At 67.2% G+C, this 18,973-nt stretch carries 20 protein-coding genes; 11 read left to right on the top strand and 9 right to left on the bottom strand.

Annotation, left to right across the window (positions count from 1 at the left end; all coding sequences use genetic code 11):
• Positions 1 to 50: 50 nt before the first annotated feature.
• A complete protein-coding gene (locus tag METRZ18153_RS20010) occupies positions 51 to 356 on the top strand; it encodes a hypothetical protein (protein WP_020163990.1) in 306 nt (101 codons plus the stop codon).
• A 168-nt stretch (positions 357 to 524) separates the two neighbouring features.
• Here METRZ18153_RS20010 and METRZ18153_RS0106670 read toward each other — a convergent pair whose 3' ends face one another.
• The 3 genes from METRZ18153_RS0106670 to METRZ18153_RS0106660 all read right to left on the bottom strand — a co-directional run bounded on the left by METRZ18153_RS0106670 (position 525) and on the right by METRZ18153_RS0106660 (position 4,927).
• Positions 525 to 1,238, bottom strand: coding sequence for an FxDxF family PEP-CTERM protein (locus tag METRZ18153_RS0106670; protein WP_020163989.1), 714 nt, complete (start codon positions 1,236 to 1,238; stop codon positions 525 to 527).
• A 102-nt stretch (positions 1,239 to 1,340) separates the two neighbouring features.
• The gene (locus tag METRZ18153_RS0106665) at positions 1,341 to 3,857 is read right to left on the bottom strand and encodes a LamG-like jellyroll fold domain-containing protein (protein WP_020163988.1); all 2,517 of its coding nucleotides are present in this window, start codon (positions 3,855 to 3,857) and stop codon (positions 1,341 to 1,343) included.
• Between the two features lie 449 nt (positions 3,858 to 4,306).
• Positions 4,307 to 4,927 (bottom strand): PEP-CTERM sorting domain-containing protein, encoded by a 621-nt coding sequence (locus tag METRZ18153_RS0106660; protein ID WP_020163987.1) that lies wholly within the window; start codon positions 4,925 to 4,927, stop codon positions 4,307 to 4,309.
• A 309-nt stretch (positions 4,928 to 5,236) separates the two neighbouring features.
• Here METRZ18153_RS0106660 and METRZ18153_RS0106655 point away from each other — a divergent pair, with 309 nt between their 5' ends.
• Positions 5,237 to 5,629, top strand: coding sequence for an MAPEG family protein (locus METRZ18153_RS0106655; protein WP_020163986.1), 393 nt, complete (start codon positions 5,237 to 5,239; stop codon positions 5,627 to 5,629).
• 119 nt (positions 5,630 to 5,748) lie between these two features.
• Here the strand turns inward: METRZ18153_RS0106655 and METRZ18153_RS0106650 are convergent, their stop codons facing one another.
• Positions 5,749 to 6,549: an SDR family NAD(P)-dependent oxidoreductase gene (locus tag METRZ18153_RS0106650; protein WP_020163985.1), complete on the bottom strand. Its 801-nt coding sequence runs from the start codon at positions 6,547 to 6,549 to the stop codon at positions 5,749 to 5,751.
• Positions 6,550 to 6,654: 105 nt separating this feature from the next.
• Between METRZ18153_RS0106650 and METRZ18153_RS0106645 the strand changes: the two genes are divergently transcribed.
• On the top strand, positions 6,655 to 7,602 hold the full coding sequence (locus tag METRZ18153_RS0106645) for a GlxA family transcriptional regulator (RefSeq protein WP_020163984.1): 948 nt from the start codon (positions 6,655 to 6,657) through the stop codon (positions 7,600 to 7,602).
• 18 nt (positions 7,603 to 7,620) lie between these two features.
• Here the strand turns inward: METRZ18153_RS0106645 and METRZ18153_RS0106640 are convergent, their stop codons facing one another.
• Entirely contained in the window at positions 7,621 to 8,625 is a 1,005-nt protein-coding gene (locus METRZ18153_RS0106640; protein ID WP_020163983.1) for a zinc-dependent alcohol dehydrogenase family protein, read from the bottom strand.
• 111 nt (positions 8,626 to 8,736) lie between these two features.
• Here METRZ18153_RS0106640 and METRZ18153_RS0106635 point away from each other — a divergent pair, with 111 nt between their 5' ends.
• Positions 8,737 to 9,603 carry a LysR family transcriptional regulator gene (locus METRZ18153_RS0106635; protein WP_020163982.1) on the top strand — a complete coding sequence of 289 codons (867 nt, stop codon included), beginning with the start codon at positions 8,737 to 8,739 and terminating at the stop codon, positions 9,601 to 9,603.
• Positions 9,604 to 9,617: 14 nt separating this feature from the next.
• Here METRZ18153_RS0106635 and METRZ18153_RS0106630 read toward each other — a convergent pair whose 3' ends face one another.
• Positions 9,618 to 10,097: a ribonuclease HI family protein gene (locus METRZ18153_RS0106630; protein WP_051091702.1), complete on the bottom strand. Its 480-nt coding sequence runs from the start codon at positions 10,095 to 10,097 to the stop codon at positions 9,618 to 9,620.
• Positions 10,098 to 10,232: 135 nt separating this feature from the next.
• Here METRZ18153_RS0106630 and fabI point away from each other — a divergent pair, with 135 nt between their 5' ends.
• From fabI to METRZ18153_RS0106605, 5 genes are all read left to right on the top strand, one after another.
• Entirely contained in the window at positions 10,233 to 11,018 is a 786-nt protein-coding gene (gene fabI, locus METRZ18153_RS0106625; RefSeq protein WP_020163980.1) for an enoyl-ACP reductase FabI, read from the top strand.
• 121 nt (positions 11,019 to 11,139) lie between these two features.
• Positions 11,140 to 11,754 (top strand): LemA family protein, encoded by a 615-nt coding sequence (locus METRZ18153_RS0106620; protein ID WP_029143601.1) that lies wholly within the window; start codon positions 11,140 to 11,142, stop codon positions 11,752 to 11,754.
• A 4-nt stretch (positions 11,755 to 11,758) separates the two neighbouring features.
• On the top strand, positions 11,759 to 12,595 hold the full coding sequence (locus tag METRZ18153_RS0106615) for a TPM domain-containing protein (RefSeq protein ID WP_020163978.1): 837 nt from the start codon (positions 11,759 to 11,761) through the stop codon (positions 12,593 to 12,595).
• Between the two features lies 1 nt (position 12,596).
• Entirely contained in the window at positions 12,597 to 13,091 is a 495-nt protein-coding gene (locus tag METRZ18153_RS0106610) for a TPM domain-containing protein (protein WP_020163977.1), read from the top strand.
• A gap of 42 nt (positions 13,092 to 13,133) precedes the next feature.
• Positions 13,134 to 15,020 carry an ABC transporter ATP-binding protein gene (locus tag METRZ18153_RS0106605; RefSeq protein WP_020163976.1) on the top strand — a complete coding sequence of 629 codons (1,887 nt, stop codon included), beginning with the start codon at positions 13,134 to 13,136 and terminating at the stop codon, positions 15,018 to 15,020.
• Between the two features lies 1 nt (position 15,021).
• On the opposite strand, the gene METRZ18153_RS0106600 is transcribed toward METRZ18153_RS0106605, so the two are convergent.
• The 3 genes from METRZ18153_RS0106600 to earP form a co-directional block, all read right to left on the bottom strand.
• The gene (locus METRZ18153_RS0106600; protein ID WP_020163975.1) at positions 15,022 to 15,273 is read right to left on the bottom strand and encodes a hypothetical protein; all 252 of its coding nucleotides are present in this window, start codon (positions 15,271 to 15,273) and stop codon (positions 15,022 to 15,024) included.
• Positions 15,274 to 15,837: 564 nt separating this feature from the next.
• Positions 15,838 to 16,395, bottom strand: a complete 558-nt coding sequence (efp, locus tag METRZ18153_RS0106595; protein ID WP_019918995.1) for an elongation factor P — start codon at positions 16,393 to 16,395, stop codon at positions 15,838 to 15,840.
• A 79-nt stretch (positions 16,396 to 16,474) separates the two neighbouring features.
• On the bottom strand, positions 16,475 to 17,605 hold the full coding sequence (earP, locus tag METRZ18153_RS0106590) for an elongation factor P maturation arginine rhamnosyltransferase EarP (protein WP_020163974.1): 1,131 nt from the start codon (positions 17,603 to 17,605) through the stop codon (positions 16,475 to 16,477).
• Positions 17,606 to 17,720: 115 nt separating this feature from the next.
• On the opposite strand from earP, the gene METRZ18153_RS0106585 reads away from it, so the two are divergent.
• Both METRZ18153_RS0106585 and METRZ18153_RS0106580 read left to right on the top strand, forming a co-directional pair.
• A complete protein-coding gene (locus METRZ18153_RS0106585; protein WP_020163973.1) occupies positions 17,721 to 17,930 on the top strand; it encodes a hypothetical protein in 210 nt (69 codons plus the stop codon).
• Between the two features lie 116 nt (positions 17,931 to 18,046).
• The gene (locus METRZ18153_RS0106580; protein WP_020163972.1) at positions 18,047 to 18,916 is read left to right on the top strand and encodes an HDOD domain-containing protein; all 870 of its coding nucleotides are present in this window, start codon (positions 18,047 to 18,049) and stop codon (positions 18,914 to 18,916) included.
• Positions 18,917 to 18,973: the final 57 nt, after the last annotated feature.

Raw genomic sequence — 18,973 nt, 5'->3', positions numbered from 1 at the left:
CGTCATAGGAGACGGGCCCCGTTTTCTCATCCTCTCGCGATCAGTTCCCCATGCCCCTCGGAGAAATCGCCAGCGAAGTCCTCAGCAGCGCCTTCCGCTTCGTTGGACAGGTTCTGATCGACCTCGTCGCGGAAGTCATCGTCAAAGGGCCGGGCTATCTCATCTGCCGGCTGTTCAGCAAGGACGTCGATCCGGACGGCATGCGCGTAGCGGTTGTCAGCATCCTGTTCTGGATAACGCTGGTGACGGCCGCGTGGGCAGCTTGGGGAGAATTTTCTGAAGCGGCCGACATGGACCGGTGCCTGGATGCTGGCGGTGCATATGACGATCAGCTCCGGCAATGCCGATTCGAGTGAGGGACTGCTACGTGCCGCGAGCGGCCGGAAGTTCCTGAGCAGCATTCGGGCCGCACGCCGCGACCGGGCGAGCCCTTCCTCGTCCGACGCACGGTTCCGGCTCCCGGAATAAAGGCTGGCGGAACACACGCTCCGCCAGCCCTTCTTCACTGCGTCACATCCCCGGAATCAGACACGTGCGCGACGACGGGCGATGGCACCGATCAGGCCGAGGCCGGCGATGAGCATCGCGTAGGTTTCGGGTTCGGGCACGGCGGCGATCGAGAAGTTGTCGAGCTGCAGCTGGCTGCTGGCCGTGTAGTCGAGCACGTCGACCACGCCGACGCCCAGCGTGACCGAGCCGCTGCCGGTGAACACGTATTCGAAGGTCGACCAGCCGGTATGGGCGGCGTACGGCGTGTTACCGGACTGGGTGGCCAAGGCGGCGGTGCCCAGATCGATGCGCTGGCCGTCGATCACGACGAAGGCGTAGTCCAGACCGAAACCCGTTTCGGCGGTATCGACGGTCGACAGCATCCAGTCGAAGCGCAGGCGATCGCCGGCGGTCACGCTGAAGGTGCGCACCAGCGCCGAACCTTCGGTGGCCTGCGACAGCGCGTCGCCGTCGAGTGCGCCAAGCGGCAGGCTCAGGCCCTGTTCCAGGCCATCGGGCATGCCGACGGCCAGCGGATCGTGGCCCGACAGGTTCAGCGCGAGACCGATGTCGTCTTCGAAGGTCGCGCTGGCGGTGGTCAGTGCGACCGTGCCATTGACGAGGGCGACATCGCCCAGCGCCGTCCAGCCGGACAGGCCGGTGTCGAAGGTGTCGCTGAAGGTGGCGGCGGAGGCAAACGGCGCTGCAAATGACAGTGCGAGCGCGGGGATCAGTGCTTTCAGTTTCATGATTCGGTCCTTGGTCAGTCGGTTTGTCGGGCGGGCCCGCGGTGGCACCCGGGTGGCCCGCCCTCTTTCAGCTCAGTGCAGTGCGTTTCGTGCGCGGGTCACTCAGTAGGCGAAGTTCGCGGCCGCGGCGGCCTGGGCGGCACTGATGCCGCGCAGCACGACCAGGTTGCGGAAGGCGCCCGCTCCGGCGTCGACCTGCACGACCGCGCCAGCGGCGCTGTCGATCACGCGCACCCGGCCATCGGCCAGCGCGTCGGCACCGGCGTAGCCGACCGAAGCGAGCACGCCGCGCAGGTTCAGCCTGTCCTCGCCCGGCACGAAGTCGGTGATGGTGTCCATGCCGTCGCGCAGCGAGCGATAGACGAAGGTGTCGGCGCCGCCCTTGCCGGTGATGGTGTCAGCCGCGGCGTTGCCGACGATGAGGTCGTCGCCGTCAGTGCCAGTGATGGCCTGGCGGCCGCCGGTGCCGCTGACGCGGGTCTTGCGCGCGGTGAGCCACTGCTCCGGCGTCAGCGCGCCTTCGGTGATGCGCACTTCGTTGATGCAGCCGAGGAAGCCGTTGGCGCTGCCGCCGGCCGTGGCGTGACCGCCGATCAGCCAGGGCGTGCCGGCAAAGCCCGCCACACCGTCGGCCGCCTGCACGTTGCGCAGCACCGGCGCACCGGCCACGTACATCGTGGTGTCACGGCTGACCGGGTCATTGACGATGGCGACGTGCTGCCAGGTATCCAGCATGATTTCGCCGGACCAGTTGGTCTTCGAGTTGTAGGTGTTCTCGGTCAGGTAGGCGCACGACTTGGCGGTGCCGGAGATCGGATCGCCGAACACCGCGTTGCTGCACTGGATGCTGCCGGTGGCGGTGCGGGTGTTGAAGCGGCCGTTGGCGCCGTAGCGCACCTGCGCCGTGCCCGGGAAGGAGCAGGTCTGGTTTTCGCTGGCGCAGCTCACCCATGCGGCGCCGCCGGTGAAGATGGTGGGCTCCCACTGGAATTCGCGCAGGTTGGACACCGCGAACTGCAGCGTGGACGAGCCCTTCCAGCCGCCGAGGAAACCCTGCAGGTCGCCGCGCGTACCGAAGCGCGACATCACGGTCATCCACTGGTTATTGGCGGCGGTCCAGTCCTTCGAGAACTTGACGATGGCTTCGACGGTATAGCCCTTGCGCAGCATGTCGTCGTTCAGCGGCGCGCCCTGCAGCGTCTGGAAGAAGCTCTGGCGCACGCCCTGGTTCGAGTTGGCGTCGAAGCACACGCTGCCCTTGGCGGCAGACAGCGCGTGGTGGTCGTCCGACCACTTCGCGTCAGCCAGCAGCGCGCCGCGTTCGAGCGGCACACGCACCAGCGGGTTACGACCGGTCAGATCCTCGACCCGGCCTCCGTCCGCGACCGGCGTACCCGGCGTGCCGGTGAAGCGCCAGTGGGCCAGCGTGTTCTGGGCGCGGGCATAGTCGTCGGCGTCGAAGGGCTCGACCGGCACGGTCGGCTCGATGTCGTCGTACTCGGCCAGGATCAGTTCGCGCACGGTCTCGACCAACGGCTCCTCGCGGTTGTCCTGACCGGCCGCGAACTGCGGGTTGAAGCGGCGGAAGCGCTCGGCGAAATTCATCGGAATCGAGAACTCGTTGTTCTCGTCGGTCAGCACCGCGACGTCGAACTGGTTCAGCGTGTTCTGCGGCTTCTGCGGTACCCAGGGCGAGAAGGACAGCGCCCTGATCTGGTTGGCGCCGAGGTCCAATTCGTACACGCGCATGTAGCCATTGCCGCCCTGATAGGCCATCTGGTAATCGACGACGAACTGCTCGACCTTGTTGCCGAAGTCATTCACGCGCGTGGTGCGGGCCGCGCCGTGGTTGTGGCCGTTGATCACCATGAAGATCTGGTCGTTGTCGCGGATCAGGCGTTCCCACAGCAGTTCGCTGTAGGGCGTCTGCTTCGCGGTCTTGCCGTCGCTCTCGATGGCGAGCGCATCGTGCGTGGTGACGATGACCGGCAACGTCGGGTTGGCGCGCATCACTTCGCGCGCCCAGGCGAAACCGGCGTCCGATACGCGCCACGACAGCGCCAGCACCATGAAGCGCTGACCTTGCGCCTCGAACACGTGGTACTCGTGAAAGCCGCTCGCGTCGCGACCGCCGAAGGTGGCGTTCTGCTGCGCGCGGGTGGTCGGGAACCAGCGCAGATAGGGCTCGTTCGCCAGGTTGCGCTGGGCGTCGGTGCAGTCGCTCTGGCTGCCGTTGTAGCCGCAGCCATTGGTCACGTCGTGGTTGCCGGCCAAGATGGAATACGGCAGACCGGCCTGCTCCAGCACCTTCATCGCGTTGTCGGCCACGCCCCACTGTGCCGGCTTGTCCTGCTGGTCAACCACGTCGCCCAGATGCACGACGAACGGAATGCCCAGCGCACGCGCGTGCTGCGCCAGCCATTGCGTCTGCGCCATATAGGGTTCGCTGCCGTAGCGGTTCGAGAACTGGCTGCCCTCGGCGGGTGTCGCGTAGCGGGAATAGAACTGGGTGTCGGGCAGGACGGCGAGGCCGAAGCTGGACAGCGCATGGGCCGGCCCGCCCAGCGTCAGCAGGCCGGCCGAGACGAGCGCGGACACGGTGAGTTTCAACGTTGACATGAGTGCTCCAGGAATCTGTTTTTGGGGAATGCGGTTGGCGTCGGCTATGCCGCTAAACGATTCTCAAAAGCACGGATGACTGTGCAATGACTCCATGGCGTGCGATGGCTAGGCCGATCGGCTCATCGATATGCCTGCGGATTAGGTGAGGGGCAGCTGAAATCCGCGTCGGGCGGCGGAACTGCGCAGCGGCGCCTTGCGTCGCTCAGGACGAATGCGGCGCGCACCATGGCGACAACTGTGTGCATCTGAAGATCGGCACAGTGTGCCGGCACAGGGTTTTGCCGGCCGGCGGCACGTACCGGACCGCGCGCGCGGACCGTCGACGGGCGTTTCGTGCCGATTTGCGCGGCCGCTGTTGCAGGCCGCGAAACTTCAGGGGTTGCAGGGGACTGCTTTGCCGGGAAGGGCCGCGTTGCGCAGCCCTTCCCGAGTTCAGCATGCGTGCGTCAGACCTTCAGTGCCTGCTGCCGGCGACGCGCCATCACCGCGATGGCGCCCAGGCCGGCGATCATCATCGCGTAGGTCTCGGGCTCGGGCACGGCCGCGACCGGGCTGGTCAGCGCGAAGCCGAGCTGGGCACCGGCGAGATTGGGAATGCCGAGGAAACTGTTCAGCGCGGCACCGGCGGTGTCCGACAGGAACAGGTTGAGGCCGCTCAGCGTGAACAGCGGAACGTCGTTCAGCACGGTGCTGCCCACCGTCACCTGTCCGAAGATGGTGTCCTGCGCCAGCGTGGTGTCGATCAGGAAGTTCTCGAGATCGACATCGACGCCGCTGCGCGACAGACGCAGACCGCTGCCGACATGCTCGATCTTGGCGTTGGACAGATCCGGGTCGAGGAAACCGCCGGTGATCGGGAACAGTCCGACCGCATTGCCCGAGGCGTCGAAACTGAGCGAACCGGTGCCCAGCGCGCTGACGCCGACACCGGCGCCGACCAGCGTGGGGGTCGCGGTCAGTACGGTGACGGTGGGACCGACAGGCGAGATCGGAGTGTTGGCGGATGCGGACAGCGGTGCTGCGGCGAGTGCCGCGAGCGCGGCGGAGACTGCAAGCTTCTTCATCATGGGACTGACGCTCCTGTGGATAGATGGATTGAATTCCGGCGGTGCCGGTGTTGTTGTCTATCCTCCCTGCACACCCGACCGTCAGCGTCGAAGACCGGGCGCGACTTCGTGAGCGCACGAAGCGTTTTGTAGAGCCGGACACCCCCAATCGGGTTCCCGTGTCGTAAGCGCTGTCGGAAATCGCCTACAGCGGCGCCGCAGCGGCCAGGAAACGCCCGCTATCGCGGCCTCGGCACGACTGCGCGACAATGCCGCCCGCCTTGCCGCCCGCCCCTGAACTGCACCCCTGCCCTGGACCAAGAACCCACCATGACCATCGCGGAACTCTGCATCCTGATCGCCTGCCTGCTGCCCATCGTCTGCGCCTGGATCGCCAAGCAGAAGGGCTTCGGCAAACCGCGCCGCGAGGGCGGATTCGACAACCACAACCCGCGGCAGTGGCTGGCCAACCTGCAGGGCTTGCCGGCGCGGGCGCATGCGGCGCAGATGAACAGCTTCGAGGCGCTGCCCATTTTCATCGCCGGCGTGCTGGTCGCCGAGCGCATGCAGGCCGCGCAGGGCACGATAGACGGCCTGGCGATGGCCTTCATCGCCGCGCGGGTCGCCTATATCGGTGCCTATCTTGCCGATCGCGCGAACCTGCGTTCGCTGCTGTGGGTGCTCGGACTGGGCTGCTGCATCGCGCTGTTCTTCATCGGATAGGCACCTCGCCCAACCGGCGCCAGCGCCTCGCGGCCGAGTACTCAAGGCCGCCCAGCGCCGACGCACTGAACACACCCGGACCGAGCGGCACCTGCAGCACCGCGGACCGGGCACCGACCTCAGGCCGTGACGCGGTAACGTGCAGCCGGCACATTGGTCGACAGCTGCGGCCTCATCGCCTGGCGCGCCGACTCGTAGCGCTCCCACAGATCGAGTGCGTGCAGCGGCGGAATGGTGATCAGCTCACCGCGGTCGAAGCCCACCAGCGCGGCATCGACCAGATCATCCGCACGCATGACGATTTCGCTCGGCAGGTGCTCGACCGGCAGACCGCCGGTGGCCCAGAAATCGGTCGCGGTCGCACCCGGCAGCACCGCCTGCACGCGGACGCCCGTGTCGGCCAGCTCGTGGTGCAAGGACTGGGTCAGTGCGGTCACATAGGCCTTGCTCGCGCCATACACGCCGTTCAGCGTCTCCGGCGCGATGCCGACGACGGACGAAATATTGATGATGGCGCCGCGGGCGCGGGCGACGAAGCCGGGTACGGCGGCATAGGTGAGGCGGGTGAGCGCGGTCACGTTGAGATCGATCAGGCGCTCCATGTCGTCGACATTGCTTTCCAGCAGCGGCGTGTGGGTGCCGACGCCGGCATTGTTCACCAGTAGCGTGATGCTTGCGTCCTGGCGCAGCGTCTGTTCGACCTCGCGCAGGCCGGTGCGGTCGTTCAGATCGGCGACGATCACTTCGACCACGCGCTGCGTTTCGCGGGTAATGCGGCCGGCCAGCGCGTTGAGCCGCTCGCGATTGCGGGCGACCAGGATGAGGTCGTAGCCACGACGGGCGAGGCGGTCGGCATAGAGGGCGCCGATGCCGGACGAAGCGCCGGTGACGAGAGCAGTGCCTTGATGGATGCGGGACATGACGGTTCTCCTGTGTGGTGTGAAGGTGAGGTCATGCTAGGGCCGCTTGCGTATGTCTCAAATGACGATTATGGTTAGTTTTTAAGACACCGTCGGAAAACCGCCATGCACCAGATCGGATTCGTGCTGACCGAAGGCTTCCAGCTCATGTCGCTGGCCACCCAGACCGTGTTCGAGTTCGCCAACATCGTGACCGGCGAGCCCTTCTACGCGCTGGAGAACTACTCGGTCACCGGCGGCAACGTGCGTTCGTCCGGCGGACTGCAGGTGGCGACCCGCGCGCTCGATGCGGACAGCCGCGCCGACACCTGGATGCTGTCGGGCGTCATCAACCCGCTCGACCAGCCTGTGCCGGCAGCGCTGCGCGACTTCGTGCGCGGCGCCGGCCGTCACGCACGGCGCGTCGCCGGCGTGTGCACCGGCGCCTTCGTGCTGGCCGAGGCCGGCCTGCTCGACGGCCGGCGCGCCACCACGCACTGGGCCTTCGCGCGCGAGATGCAGAAGCGCTTCCCCGACATCCGGATGGAGGACGACCGCATCTTCGTCATCGACGGTCCGGTATGGACCTCGGCCGGCATGACCGCCGGCCTCGATCTGGCGCTGGCCATGGTCGAGAAGGACCTCGGCGAAGAGGTGGCGCGCTCGGTTGCGCACAAGCTGGTGATGCATCAGCGCCGTTCGGGCGGCCAGACCCAGCACTCGGAAATGCTCGATCTGGCGCCCAAGTCCGACCGCATCCAGAGCGCGCTCGACTACGCGCGCCGCAACCTGAGCCGCCCTCTTTCGGTCGAGGAACTGGCCGAGGCAGTGCACCTGAGCCCGCGCCAGTTCAGCCGCGTATTCACGGCCGAAACCGGTCAGTCGCCGGCGAAGGCGGTCGAAGGACTGCGGCTGGAGGCAGCGCGCCTGATGATCGAACAGAGCCGCCACCCGCTGGACGTGATTGCGCGCGAAACCGGTTTCCGCGACCGCCGCCACATGCGCGAAGCCTTCATGCGCGGTTTCGGCGTGCCGCCGGCGGCCGTGCGGCGCGGCACGCGGGCTGCGGCGTAAGCGCGCAGCGGCGCCGTCTCATTCGAGTTCGATCACGATCTTGCCGCGCGCCTCGCCCGAACGCAGCCGCGCATGCGCGGCCTCGACGTCGCCCAGCGTGAAGCGGCGGTCGTCACGCCGCACACGCAGTTCGCCGGCAGCGGCCATGCGCGCCGCCTCGGCGAGGATGGCGCCATGGTGGGCGCGCCCTTTGCCGGTCAGCAGCGGCAGCAGCGTGAACACGCCCGAATAGGTGGCCGCGCGGAAGGAAAGTGGCGCCAGCGCGTGCGTGCCCCAGCCCAGGCAGCTCACCACGTGTCCGCCATAGGTGCGCACTGCCGCGAACGAGGCATCCAGCGTCGCGCCGCCAACCGTGTCGTACACGACGTCGAACCCTTCGCCTGCCGTGTGTTCGCCCACATAGTCGGCGACCGCACTGTGGCGGTAGTCGATGGGCACGGCACCCAGGCGCCGCGTCGCTTCCATGTCGCGTGCCGACACCGTTGCATGGACGCGCGCGCCGCGCGCAACGGCGATCTGCACCGCCACGTGACCGACGCCGCCCGCACCGCCATGAATCAGCACGCGGTCATCCCGCTTCACCCGGGCGCGGTCAACCAGCCCCTCCCACGCGGTGATGAAGACCAGCGGCAGCGCCGCCGCATCCGCCATCGACAGCGCCGCCGGCTTGAGCGCCAGCAGATCGGCGTCGACGGCCTGATACTCGGCCAGCGTGCCGGGCACGCCGCCGACACCGCCGGTCATGCCGAACACCGCATCGCCCGGGCGGAAGCGCGTCACGCCCTCACCCACGGCCAGCACGGTGCCGGCCATGTCCATGCCCAGAACGGCCGGCAGCGGATGTCGCGCGTGCGCCGCCTTGCCGGCACGTATCTTGGTGTCGAGCGGATTGACGCCGCTGGCGGCGATCTTCACCAGCACCTCGCCGGGCGCCAGCTGCGGCCGTAGCTGCTGGCGACGAACGAAGGGGCCATCGATGGCTTCGACCGTGAGAACCTGCATGGTGGGGGTGTGGGCGTACATGGCGTTCGCTCCGCGGTCGTTGAAAGTGGCCCATTCTTTTCCATGCACCGACGCATGTACATTCAATAAAATGAACATCTTCCATTCAGAATTGCATGGGCAGTAGCCGACATGGAGTGGAGCGACCTGAAGATATTCCTCGCCATCGCCCGGGCCGGAACGCTCGGCGGCGCCGCGCGCCTGACCGGGCAGACGCAGCCGACGATGGGCCGGCGCCTGCGGGCGTTCGAAACCGCTGTCGGCCACACGCTGTTCCAGCGCACCAGCGACGGCCTGGTGCTCACCGATGCCGGGTCAACGGTGCTGAGTCATGCGGTCCGGGTGGAAGAGGACATGCTCGCACTGGAGCGTGCGCTGGCCGGTAGCGCCGGCGTGCTGGAAGGTCTGCTGCGGATTTCGTCGTCGGACTGGTTCGGCGCGCATGTGCTGAGTCCGCTCATTGCGAGCTTCCGTCAGACGCATCCGGGCGTTTCGGTCGAACTGGTCACCGACAGCCGCCTGTTCAGCCTCGCCCGACGGGAAGCCGATCTGGTGTTCCGCATCACGCCGTTCGACGAGCCCGACATCGTCCAGCGCCGGCTGATGCGCCTCGACTACGCGGTCTATGCCGCGCCGCAGGTGCCGGTGCCGGTGGCCGGCGATGGTTCCGGCTGCGTGCTGATCACGATGGACAGCGCCTTCGCCGACATTCCTGACGCGCTGTGGCTGCGCCGGCAGCTGCCCCGCGCCCGCATCGGTTTTGCCAGCAACAGCAGGGAAGCGCAGGCCACGCAGTGCGCTGCGGGCGCCGGTATCGCGGTGCTGCCCTGCCTGCTCGGCGATCGCGTAGCCCACCTGCGTCGCATCGATCTGGGCGAAACTCCACCGGGCCGTGACGTCTTCATCGGCTATCACCGTGACCTGCGTCATCTGACGCGGCTGCGCGCCTTCATCGACCACGTCTCCGCACAACTTGGCGTGCAGGAGAGTGCGCCGTAAGGGAGCGGCGCGGCTCAGCGCCGACGCCCGCGACCGGGCACGGGCGCCGGCTTGTCCGGCAGGCCGAGTGCCGCACGCGACAGTCGGTCCGCGTCGCGATTGCGGTGGCGCGGCACCCATCTGAGTTCGACCGCGTCGAAGCTCGCCAGCACGGCGTCGACACCCTGGAGCCGGTCACGCAGGACATCGACCGCCGTCTGTTTCTCGCCTTTCAGGTGGCGCACGACGAAGTCGCTGTCGCCAGTGACGAGCAGCCGGCGGGCGCCTTCGGCGTGGGCGCGGTCGAGCGCCACGCGCAGCGCCTCGAGTTCGGCTTCGTTGCTGCAGCCGTGGCGGCTGCCGGGTCGGGACAGTTCGATCCGCCGGCCGTCGGGCGCGATGATGAGCGCACCCAGGCCGAGGCGGCCCGGATTCGGCAGCGCGCAGCCGTCGAACCACAGTTGCCAGAGGTCGGCATCGGCTTGTCCGGCGTGCGGATCGGGGGGTGAGGACACGGTGTGGCGGGGCAGTGCAAAGCCCGATGTTGCCACGTGCGGCGCAGGTCCATGCAGCTGCGTGGCGACCGGGCCGGCTTCCCCTATAATCCGCCCTCCCCCAACCGGCCGGATGCCGGAATTCTGGAGACGCACATGGGCTTTCTCGCCGGCAAGAAAATTCTGATCACCGGACTGCTGTCCAACCGTTCGATCGCCTACGGCATCGCCCAGGCCTGTCACCGTGAAGGCGCTGAACTGGCCTTCACCTACGTGAGCGACCGCTTCGTCGACCGCGTGGCCAAGATGGCCGCGGAGTTCGGTTCCGACATCGTGCTGCCCTGTGACGTCAGTGACGACGCGCAGATCACCGGCCTGTTCGACGAACTGGCGAAGAAGTGGGACGGGCTGGACGGCCTCGTGCACTCGATCGCTTTCGCACCGGGCGAAGCGCTGGACGGCGACTTCCTCGACGGTCTGTCGCGCGAAGCCTTCCGCACCGCGCACGAAGTGAGCGCCTACAGCTTCCCGGCGCTGGCCAAGGCCGCGCGCCCGATGATGCAGGGCCGCAATGGCTCGGTGCTGACGCTGTCCTACCTGGGCGCGGTGCGCGCACTGCCCAACTACAACGTGATGGGTCTGGCCAAGGCCAGCCTGGAGGCGTCGGTGCGCTACCTCGCGGCCAGCCTCGGCCCGCAGGGCATCCGTGCCAACGCGGTGTCGGCGGGTCCGATCAAGACGCTGGCCGCCTCCGGCATCGGCAACTTCGGCAAGCTGCTGGCCTATAACGAAAAGAACGCGCCGCTGCGCCGCAACGTGACCATCCAGGAAGTGGGCAACGTAGCCGCCTTCCTGCTGTCCGACCTCGCCAGCGGCGTGACCGGCGAAATCACATATGTAGACGCCGGCTTCAGCCAGACCGCACTGACCGCGGTGGATTGATCCGCTCGCTGCGGCCGGACGGCCGCAGCGTCACATCCCGCCTGTATCCTTCTTGCATCCGGGGGCGACCGCCCCCATGTTCGACCGGGTCGAACCGGTCATCGGTCAATGGAGGCAGGAAATGCGCAAGGTGTGGATGTCGTTGCTCGCCGTTATCACCGTCACGCTGCTGTCCGGCTGCGGCTACAACACGCTGCAGTCGGGTGACGAACAGGTCAAGGCCGCCTGGGCCGAGGTGCTAAACCAGTACCAGCGCCGTGCCGACCTGATTCCCAATCTGGTCAATACGGTCAAGGGTTTCGCCGAGCAGGAGAAGGAAGTGCTCACCCGCGTGACCGAGGCGCGCTCGCGCGTCGGCGCCATCCAGGCGACCCCCGAACTGCTGAACGATCCGCAGGCCTTCGAAAGATTCCAGGCCGCCCAGGGCGAATTGTCGGGCGCGCTGTCGCGCCTGCTGGTGGTGACCGAGAACTACCCGGATCTGAAGTCCGACGCCAATTTCCGCGATCTGCAGGCGCAGCTCGAAGGCACCGAGAACCGCATCGCGGTCGCCCGCAACCGCTACATCAAGGCGGTGCAGGAGTACAACGTGACGGTGCGCTCCTTCCCGAGCAACCTGACCGCGATGATGTTCGGTCATCAGGTGAAGCCGGGTTTCACGGTCGAGAACGAGGCCGCGATATCGCGTCCGCCCACGGTCGATTTCGGCGGCGCCGCACCGAAGCCGGCGCAATAAATAGATGAACTGGATGCGTGCCCTGCGCGCCGGCCTCGGCGCGCTGTTCCTCGTCGCCACCAGCGCTTTCGCGCAGCTCGCGGTGCCGCCGGTCGCCCGCGTGAGCGACCAGACGGCGACGCTGAGCGGTGCCGACATCGCCGCGCTGGAGCGCACGCTGCAGGACTTCGAACAGCGCAAGGGCAGCCAGATCGCCGTGCTGGTCGTGCCGAGCACGGCGCCGGAGACGGTCGAGCAGTACGCGCTGCGCGTGGCCGAGACGTGGAAGCTCGGGCGCAAGGGCGTCGATGACGGCGCCCTGCTGCTGGTGGCCAAGGACGACCGGGCACTGCGCATCGAGGTCGGCTACGGGCTGGAGGGCGCGCTGACCGACATCGCGGCCAAGCGCATCGTGTCCGATGTGATCGTGCCCCACTTCCGCCAGGGCGATTTCGCCGGCGGCATCCGCGCCGGCGTGGATCGCATGATAGGCGTCATCGACGGTGAGCCGTTGCCCGAACCGTCGCGCGCCGCGGCGGGCGGGGACGGCGGGATCGAACAGTACGCGCCCATGCTTTTCATCGTCGCCCTAGGCCTTGGCGGCGTCCTGCGCGCCATGCTGGGTCGGCTGCCGGGCGCACTGGCGACCGGCGGTGTGGTCGGCTTCATCGCCTGGATCGTGGTCGGGCTGCTGCCGATCGCCATCGTCGCCGGCATCGCCGCGCTGCTGATCACGCTGTTCGGCGGCGGTCGCGGCATCGGCGGCTTCGGTGGCGGCGGTGGTTTCGGTCACGGCGGCGGAGGCGGCTTCGGCGGCGGAGGTGGTGGATTCGGAGGCGGCGGCGCCTCGGGACGGTGGTGACATGATCGGACGTTTCTTCAGACATCTGTTCGCCCTCCCCTGGGCGCTGCGCCGCGCCTTGCCGGCGCGTACGCTGGAGGCGATAGAGCTGGCGATCGAGGCAAGCGAAGCGCGCCATGCCGGTGAACTGCGCTTCGTCGTCGAGAACGCACTGCACCCGCTCGCGGTGCTGCGTGGCCAGAGCGGGCGCGAGCGCGCGATCGAGGTGTTCTCGGCACTGCGCGTCTGGGACACCGAACACAACAGCGGCGTGCTCATCTATCTGTTGATGGCCGATCACGACATCGAAATCGTGGTCGATCGCGGCGTGCGCGCCCGCGTGCCGGACGCGCACTGGACGGCCTTGTGCTCCGAACTGGAGACGCGTTTCCGCCGCGGCGAATTCCACGACGGCGCACTGCACTGCGTGCAGGCGATCACCACGACGCTGGCGCAGCACTTTCCGGGCACGGGCGCAAAGAAGAACGAACTGCCGGACCGCGTTCTTGTCCTGTAAGGTCCGGGGCCGCTGTCACGGGGCCCCAACGCGGAGAGCGTCTTGCTGAAGTTTTTCGAAACACGGATCGATCCCTACCCCGCCGGCCAGCCGCCGACGCCACCGCACGACCTGTTCGCCTTCCTCTGGTCATGCACGCAGGGCATGCGCGGCTATATCGCGGCGATGACGGTGTGCACTGCGCTGATCGGCGTGTTCGAAGCAATGCTGTTCGCCATGCTGGGCGACATCGTCGACTGGCTGGGCAAAACGGAACCGGCCCGGCTGTGGGCGCAGGAGGGCGACACGCTGCTGCTGCTCGCCGGCATCCTGATCGCCAGCCCGCTGGTGATTGCGCTGCAGACCCTGATCAAGCACCAGGCGCTGGCCGGCAGTTTCCCGATGCGGCTGCGCTGGAATTTCCACCGCCACATGCTCGGCCAGAGCATGAGCTTCTACCAGGACGAATTCGCCGGCCGCGTCGCCGCCAAGGTGATGCAGACCGCGCTGGCGGTGCGCGACACCTGGATGATCGTGGCCGACATCCTGGTGTTCATCATCATCTACTTCGTCACCATGGTGACCGTGGTGGGCGGCTTCGACCTCACGCTGCTGCTGCCTTTCGGCGGCTGGCTCGCGCTGTATGTGGGCGCGATGGTGTATTTCGTGCCGCGTCTGGGCAAGGTGGCGCAGTCGCAGGCCGACGCGCGCTCGCTGATGACCGGTCGCATCACCGACGCCTACACCAATATCGCGACGGTGAAGCTGTTCTCGCATACCGACCGCGAGTCGGATTACGCACGCGAGGCGATGCGCGAATTCATGCGCCCGGTCAATGCGCAGTTCAGGCTGGTCACCGGTTTCGAGGTGGTGAATCACATCCTGAGCATGGCGCTGATCGCATCGACCGCCGGCATGACCCTGTGGCTGTGGATGCAGGGTCAGGTCGGCGTCGGCGCGGTGGCGGCCGCGACCGCGATGGCGCTGCGGCTGAACGGCATTTCGCACTGGGTGATGTGGGAACTGGCGTCGCTGTTCGAACAGGTGGGCACCGTGCGCGACGGCATCAATACGCTGTCGCGCGCGCAGTCGGTGGTGGACCGGCACGACGCGCAGCCGCTGCACGTGACGCGCGGCGACATCCGCATCGAGGACGTCACCTTCAACTACGAAAAGCCGCGCGGCCAGGACGGCGGCGCGGTCATCGACCGGCTCACGCTGCACATCCGCCCGGGCGAAAAGATAGGCGTGGTCGGCCGCTCGGGTGCCGGCAAGACCACGCTGATCAACCTGCTGCTGCGCTTCCACGACCTGCCGTCCGGCCGCATCCTGATCGACGGGCAGGACATCGCGAACGCCACCCAGGACAGCCTGCGCGCGCAGATCGGCATGGTGACCCAGGACACTTCGCTGCTGCACCGCTCAGTGCGCGACAACATCCTGTACGGCCGGCCGGACGCGACCGACGCCGACATGATCGCGGCCGCCAGGCGCGCCGAGGCGCACGACTTCATCATGGGTCTGGTCGACCCGAAGGGCCGCCGCGGTTACGACGCCCACGTCGGCGAACGCGGCGTCAAGCTGTCCGGCGGTCAGCGGCAGCGCATCGCCATCGCCCGCGTGATGCTGAAGGACGCGCCCATCCTGCTGCTCGACGAAGCGACCAGCGCGCTCGACTCCGAGGTCGAGGCGGCCATCCAGACCAGTCTTTACCGGCTGATGGAAGGCAAGACCGTGGTGGCGATCGCCCACCGGCTGTCGACCATCGCGGCGATGGACAGGCTGATCGTGATGGACCGCGGTCGCGTCGTCGAAGAAGGCGACCACCGCAGCCTGCTCGCGTACGGCGGGCTGTACGCCCGGCTGTGGGCACACCAGAGCGGCGGTTTCCTCGGTGCCGAGGTGGACGCCGAGGTAGACGAAGACCCGGCGCAGCCGGTCGAGGTCTGACTCAGGCGGCGCGGCGGTCGGGGAAGGCAATCACCTCGGCCCGCCGACGCCGCTCGACGCGCGGCGGCACCGCCTGCAGCGTCGCACCATCGTTGTCCGCATTGCCGCCGGCCGCCTGCCAGGCGACGGCCGCGGCGAGCTGCGTTTCCCACGAGATGAGGTAGAACTGCCCGTGCTCGATCAGTTCGAGCGGCGGAATGAATTCGGATTCGAGCGCGTTCGGCAGAAACGGCAGATCGGCGATATGTGACATGGACCATCCCCCTCGTTGTGGATGTCTGAACTCCAACAATGCAGGCAGCATGACACGGCTGCTTGACGGAAAGATTTCAGTCTAGGAAGTCGACGCGAGGATTTCCTGTCGCAGTGCAACGAAAACGTCGATTGCGGGAACCGGTCCCGGGACTGCGCGCTGCCGGCTGCAGATCCGGGGCGCTCCCTGTGGGGCGCGGCCTTGGCCGCGACGCGGCCGCTGCGGTCCGCAGGCTTCGATCAAGGCAGCTGTCGGGGTCAGAAGACCCCTCCCACAGAACCCGGTTCCGCCCGCAGGTCGCACGCGCCCCCTGTGGGAGCGGCCTTGGCCGCGACGCGGCCTCTGCTGTCCGCGGGCTTCGCTTCAGGCCGCCATCGCGAGCAAGCTCGCTCCCACAAAAGCCCGGCCGCGGCGGCTGCGGCCTGCGGGCTTGAAGTCAGGCCGCTGTCGCGGTCGCCGACCCGCTCATGCAAGACAGCGACGCCGGGCAAAAAAAAAGCCCTGCACGATGGCAGGGCCTCTTTCGTCCGCCGACCGCCCGAGCGCGCGGTCGGATCGGGCTGCTTACTTCACGCGGTTCTTGTACTCGCCGGTGCGGGTGTCGATTTCGATCTTGTCGCCGATATCGCAGAACAGCGGCACCGCCACTTCGTAGCCGGTGTTGATCTTGGCCGGCTTGAGCACCTTGCCCGAGGTGTCGCCCTTGACGCCCGGCTCGGTGTAAATGATTTCACGCACGACCGAGTTCGGCAGTTCGACCGAAATGGCGCGACCTTCGTAGAACACGACTTCGCAGGCCATGCCGTCTTCGATGTAGTTCAGCGCGTCGCCCATGTTCTCGGCTTCGACTTCGTACTGGTTGTAGTCGGCATCCATGAAGGTGTAGAGCGGATCGGCGAAGTACGAGTAGGTGACTTCGCGACGCTCCAGGATGACCACGTCGAACTTGTCGTCGGCCTTGTAGACCGTCTCCTGACCGGAGCCGGTCAGCAGGTTCTTCATCTTCATCTTGACGACGGCGGCGTTGCGGCCCGACTTGTTGTATTCGGCCTTGAGTACGACCATGGCGTCGTTGCCAATTTTCACGACGTTGCCGGCGCGCAGTTCCTGAGCGGTTTTCATGCAGTGTTCCTGTGGGGTTGAGGCCGCCAGTCGAACCTTTGCAACCCCTGTTGCAACGCCCGTCGCGGCAAACCCGGCATTATATAGGTGTCTGATTAAACAACACAAGCTGGGTTGCGAGGTCGCTTGCGGCCGCTAGCCGGGTCGCCCAGTCCCGTGCGTGCGCGGTCAGCAGCGGCAGGTCGGCAAGCGCCGCCAGCCAGTCTGCCGGTGCGATCACCGCCCCGCCGCTCCAGCCGTGATGCAGCGCGCGCAAGCGTGCTGCCGGCGCCGGGTCGAGGCCGGCCGAATAGCGGTCGAGAAAGGCATCGAGCTTGGTCAGATGCGCCCCCTCGTCCTGCGGATAGATGTGCCACAGCAGCGGACGGGCCGCCCACTGCGCGCGGACGAATGAATCCTCGCCGCGCACGATGTTCAGATCGCAGTGCCAGAGCAGTGCGTCGTAGTCGTCCTGGTCCATGAAAGGCAGCGCGCAGATCCGCAGCGCGCCGCGTCGCACTTCGTCGCCAGCGACCAGCGGCCGCGCCAGCACGCCGGCCAGCGCGATCAGCGCCCTGCCCTCAGGCACCCAGAGCTGGGTCGGCTGAGCGCGTGCAGCCAGCGCGTCGACCAGGGGCGACATCGACGGGCTTTCATAGCTGAACAGCGACACCTGAAGCGCTCCGGGCTGTGGCCGCATGCCGACACGCGCCCAGGTCGCCTGCTGCAGCGCGGCATCCGCGCGCCACGCGTCGCGTCGGGCGAACAGGTCGCGCTCGCGCAACAGGCCGCCGGTGCGCGCGCTGAAACCGGGGAAGAAAAAGTGCTTGGTCAGGCCGGTCGCCGGGTCCTGCGAGGCGAGGCCGTGACAGCCGTCCGCCCATTCCTCGGCGGTCAGGTATTCGAGATTGATCCAGCGCGGCGGCGCCGCCAACGCCGCCATCGCCGCGACAAAGGCCGGCGGCAGATGGCAGGCGAAGGCTTCGATGACGCAATGTGCGGGTTCGCAGTCGGGCAGCTCATCGGTCCAGTGCCTCACCTCGACGCCCGGCTCGTCGGCGCCCTGCGGCTTGATCCGCGCCAGCGCCTGTGGCGCGTCCATCCAAAGCCTTACCGTCCAGCCGTGCTCGCGCGCCAGCGTGCGAGCGAGGCGCCAGCACACGCCGGCATCGCCGAAGTTGTCGACGACGCGGCAGAACAGATCGCAATCCGGGCGTGGCAGGTGCTGCATCGTTGAGGAATCTTCACAAAGAGGGTGCGACATGCCTTCAAGTCCGCGAGTCAAACGTCGTAATCAGCAGAGCAGCAGCGATCAACCACCGTCAAACAGTATCAGGAGTCCCGTCATGTCCATGCCGCGCCCGACGTCCGAAACACTGGGTTTTCGCCATCATCGCCGTCCGCTGAAGTCCGACGAGCGCATTCCGGCCATGCCGAGCCTGCTTGACCAAATCGCGCAGATCAACGCGATGACGATGGTGGCCGAGGCCGATGGTGACGCCGACAACGACAGCTGGCAGGACGCCGACGGCGACGAGGACGACGACGGGAGCTGAGGCTCGCCGATGAGCGCTCTGCGCAGCTTGCAGACAGACACAAGCTTCATGGCGCCACCTCTTCAGTAGGCGGCGTGCGGAGCCGTTAACAGGTCATCGTCCACAGGACCTGACACATGCGCGACGCGTCGAACGCCACCCTGGAGGGCTGGGTCGCTTTCATGAGCGACAAGCCCCTGCCGGTACTTGCCCGCACCACCCGCGAACTGGCTCTGTTGCGGGAGGCCGAAAACACGGTCAGTGCCCGCACCATCGCCCAGGTCATCCTGCATGACCCGCTGATGACGCTGCGCGTGCTCGCCTTCATCGAAGCGAAGCGCGGCCGCAGCCAGCATACCGACATCACGACCATTGAGCGGGCACTGATGATGATAGGCATCACACCCTTCTTCAATCATTTCGAGTCGATGCCCACGCTGGAAGAGCACCTGCGCGATCATCAGCAGGCACTGCTCGGCGTCATGCGCGTGATCGCGCGGGCGCGCAAGGCGTCGGGCTGGGCGCGCGAGTGGGCACTGATGCGCCACGACATCGACGTCGACGAGATCACCGTCGCCACGCTGCTGCACGACGTGGCGGAAATCCTCTGCTGGGTGTTCGCGCCGAAGCTGTCGCTGAAGCTGCGCGACCTGCTGCGCGCCAATCCGACGATGCGTACGGCGGCCGCGCAGAAGGTGGTGTTCAACGTCACTTCGCACGATCTGCAAGTGGCGCTGGCCAAGAGCTGGCGACTGCCCGCCCTGCTGGTCGAACTGATGGGTGGTTCCGCCCACCCGTCGCCGCGCGTGCGCAACGTGCAGTACGCGGTCAATCTGGCCCGTCACAGCGCCAAGGGCTGGGACGACCCGGCGTTGCCGGACGATTTCAAGGACATCGAGGAGCTGTTGCGGATCAGCCACGAAACGCTGCTCGGCCGCCTGGGTCTGCCGATGGACGGCTCGCCGCCGCCGACGCTCCCCGATCACGCCGCGCCGGACGCAGACTGACGCCCCGCCTGAAGCCTCCACAACGACAAAGGCCACCCGCGGGTGGCCTTTGTCGTT

It is taken from the genome of Methyloversatilis discipulorum (assembly GCF_000385375.1).
Taxonomy (GTDB): Bacteria; Pseudomonadota; Gammaproteobacteria; order Burkholderiales; family Rhodocyclaceae; genus Methyloversatilis; species Methyloversatilis discipulorum_A.
The sequence above is the reverse complement of the archived record's forward strand: the minus strand, read 5'-3'. Positions and strand labels throughout refer to the sequence as shown.

What these genes read in the sequence shown, in the direction of transcription:
- METRZ18153_RS20010 (WP_020163990.1), top strand. Translation starts at nt 51, where the DNA reads ATGCCCCTCGGAGAAATCGCCAGCGAAGTCCTCAGCAGCGCCTTCCGC.
- METRZ18153_RS0106670 (WP_020163989.1), bottom strand. Translation starts at nt 1,238, where the DNA reads ATGAAACTGAAAGCACTGATCCCCGCGCTCGCACTGTCATTTGCAGCG.
- METRZ18153_RS0106665 (WP_020163988.1), bottom strand. Translation starts at nt 3,857, where the DNA reads ATGTCAACGTTGAAACTCACCGTGTCCGCGCTCGTCTCGGCCGGCCTG.
- METRZ18153_RS0106660 (WP_020163987.1), bottom strand. Translation starts at nt 4,927, where the DNA reads ATGATGAAGAAGCTTGCAGTCTCCGCCGCGCTCGCGGCACTCGCCGCA.
- METRZ18153_RS0106655 (WP_020163986.1), top strand. Translation starts at nt 5,237, where the DNA reads ATGACCATCGCGGAACTCTGCATCCTGATCGCCTGCCTGCTGCCCATC.
- METRZ18153_RS0106650 (WP_020163985.1), bottom strand. Translation starts at nt 6,549, where the DNA reads ATGTCCCGCATCCATCAAGGCACTGCTCTCGTCACCGGCGCTTCGTCC.
- METRZ18153_RS0106645 (WP_020163984.1), top strand. Translation starts at nt 6,655, where the DNA reads ATGCACCAGATCGGATTCGTGCTGACCGAAGGCTTCCAGCTCATGTCG.
- METRZ18153_RS0106640 (WP_020163983.1), bottom strand. Translation starts at nt 8,625, where the DNA reads ATGTACGCCCACACCCCCACCATGCAGGTTCTCACGGTCGAAGCCATC.
- METRZ18153_RS0106635 (WP_020163982.1), top strand. Translation starts at nt 8,737, where the DNA reads ATGGAGTGGAGCGACCTGAAGATATTCCTCGCCATCGCCCGGGCCGGA.
- fabI (WP_020163980.1), top strand. Translation starts at nt 10,233, where the DNA reads ATGGGCTTTCTCGCCGGCAAGAAAATTCTGATCACCGGACTGCTGTCC.
- METRZ18153_RS0106620 (WP_029143601.1), top strand. Translation starts at nt 11,140, where the DNA reads ATGCGCAAGGTGTGGATGTCGTTGCTCGCCGTTATCACCGTCACGCTG.
- METRZ18153_RS0106615 (WP_020163978.1), top strand. Translation starts at nt 11,759, where the DNA reads ATGAACTGGATGCGTGCCCTGCGCGCCGGCCTCGGCGCGCTGTTCCTC.
- METRZ18153_RS0106610 (WP_020163977.1), top strand. Translation starts at nt 12,597, where the DNA reads ATGATCGGACGTTTCTTCAGACATCTGTTCGCCCTCCCCTGGGCGCTG.
- METRZ18153_RS0106600 (WP_020163975.1), bottom strand. Translation starts at nt 15,273, where the DNA reads ATGTCACATATCGCCGATCTGCCGTTTCTGCCGAACGCGCTCGAATCC.
- efp (WP_019918995.1), bottom strand. Translation starts at nt 16,395, where the DNA reads ATGAAAACCGCTCAGGAACTGCGCGCCGGCAACGTCGTGAAAATTGGC.
- earP (WP_020163974.1), bottom strand. Translation starts at nt 17,605, where the DNA reads ATGCAGCACCTGCCACGCCCGGATTGCGATCTGTTCTGCCGCGTCGTC.
- METRZ18153_RS0106585 (WP_020163973.1), top strand. Translation starts at nt 17,721, where the DNA reads ATGTCCATGCCGCGCCCGACGTCCGAAACACTGGGTTTTCGCCATCAT.
- METRZ18153_RS0106580 (WP_020163972.1), top strand. Translation starts at nt 18,047, where the DNA reads ATGCGCGACGCGTCGAACGCCACCCTGGAGGGCTGGGTCGCTTTCATG.